General features: G+C 71.2%; 2 protein-coding genes. One reads left to right on the forward strand and one right to left on the reverse strand.

All coding sequences use genetic code 11. The annotated features are described in order from the left end of the window. Nucleotides 1-206 precede the first annotated feature (206 nt). Entirely contained in the window at nucleotides 207-947 is a 741-nt protein-coding gene (locus x551_RS21950; RefSeq protein ID WP_036236645.1) for an aldolase, read from the reverse strand. Between the two features lie 93 nt (nucleotides 948-1,040). Between x551_RS21950 and x551_RS21955 the strand changes: the two genes are divergently transcribed. Next, a partial coding sequence (locus x551_RS21955) for a GAF domain-containing protein (RefSeq protein WP_036251465.1) occupies nucleotides 1,041-1,603 on the forward strand: 563 nt, incomplete at its 3' end.

Genomic DNA, 1,603 nt, shown 5'->3' on the forward strand with positions numbered 1-1,603 from the left:
CGGGAGGAATGAATCCATCGGTCGATGCTTCGCGGGAGAGTGGCAAGGAAGGCCACGCACCACCGTCACGGCGGCGTCGGCACGGCATGAACCTTAAAGTTCACGGGCCACCCCACCCAAGCACGTAGTTTCCCTAGGCGTTTTTGTACCGCGCCAGAACAGCTTTCACGGCCGCGGCGGACGCGCGGCCCGCTGCGCTGCGGAGGCTAGGGCACGGTGCGCCGCAGCGCCTCGAAGAACAGCTCCGACTGCAGCCGCTCGCCCAGCGTCTGCTGCGCCACGTGCGCGGCGATGGTCGGCGCCACCGGGGCCAGCGGCCGGCCGGTCGAGCCGGCCAGTACCTGCGTGGCGCAGGCGCGCTCCAGGTAGTAGAGGTCGTCGTAGGCATGCGCCATCGAGGCGCCGCAGACCACCACGCCGTGGTTTCCGAGGAATACCACGTCGGCCCCCCGCATGGCGCGTGCGATGCGTTCGCCCTCCGATGCATCGAGCGCGAGACCGTTGTAGTGCGCATCGATGGCCACGCGGCCGTGGAAGCGCATCGCGTTCTGCGACAGCGTGGTGTCGAGGGCCCGATCGACGGTGAGCGTGAGCGCGGTCGCGTACGGCATGTGGGTGTGCAGCACGCAGGCCTGGCCGGCGATGCGGTGGATCGCGGCATGGATGAACATCGCCGTGGGCTCGACGTCGTGGCGGCCTGCCAGCCGGGCGCCCTGCACGTCGATCATCACGATGTCGTCGGCGCCGATCTCGCTCCACAGCAGGCCGCGCGGATTCAGCAGGAAACGGCCGGAGCCGTCGGGCAGCTCCACGCTGAAATGGTTGCACACGCCTTCGGCCAGGCCGTGAAGCGCGGCGGCCCGCAGCGCCAGCGCCAGGTCGGCGCGCAGCCGCGTCACGGCGGCGGAGCGAAAGTCTGCGTGCTGCTGCGGATCGGTGCGGTTCATGCGGGCCAGTCTATCGGCTCGCCGGCATGCGGCGCGACCGGCCCGTGCTGGCCTGCAACTTGCACGAGCGCTGCACACCCTCCAGGACGCGCCATGTCTGCCACCTTCATCAAGGCCGCCGAAGTCTGGATCCCCAGCGCCGACGGCACGCTGCTCGAGTTCGGCTGCGGCGGCTTCGGCCCGGCGCGCAGCTTCGCGACGATCAGCCGCTCCATGTGCTTTGGCCGTGGCGAGGGACTGCCCGGCCGCGCCTGGGAAGAAGGCCGCCCGGTGCTGCTGCGGCAGTTCGAGGGTTCGATCTTCCAGCGCACCGCCGCCGCCCGGACCGCCGGCATGGACTGCGCCATCGCCCTGCCGCTGTACCTGCACGACCGTCTCACGTCGGTGCTGGTGGTGTTCTGCGGCCACGTGCCCGGACAGGCCGGTGCCCTGGAGCTGTGGCACCACGACCCGCGTATCACCACCGACATGACGCTGGTCGACGGCGCCTACGGCCCCGGCGCTCAGGCCTTCGAGGCGATCTCCCAGGAGACCTACCTGCCGCGCGGCGTGGGGCTGCCGGGCCTGGCCTGGCAGCGTGGCGAGGCGGTGTTCGTCGAGGATCTGCCGGCCGCGCCCGGCCGCTTCCTGCGCAGCGAGGAGGCCGCGGCGGCGGG

It is taken from the genome of Methylibium sp. T29 (genome assembly GCF_000576205.1).
Lineage (GTDB): Bacteria > Pseudomonadota > Gammaproteobacteria > Burkholderiales > Burkholderiaceae_C > Methylibium > Methylibium petroleiphilum.

Excerpts from the sequence above, each read along its gene's own strand:
- x551_RS21950 (WP_036236645.1), bottom strand. The coding sequence starts at position 947 with ATGAACCGCACCGATCCGCAGCAGCACGCAGACTTTCGCTCCGCCGCC.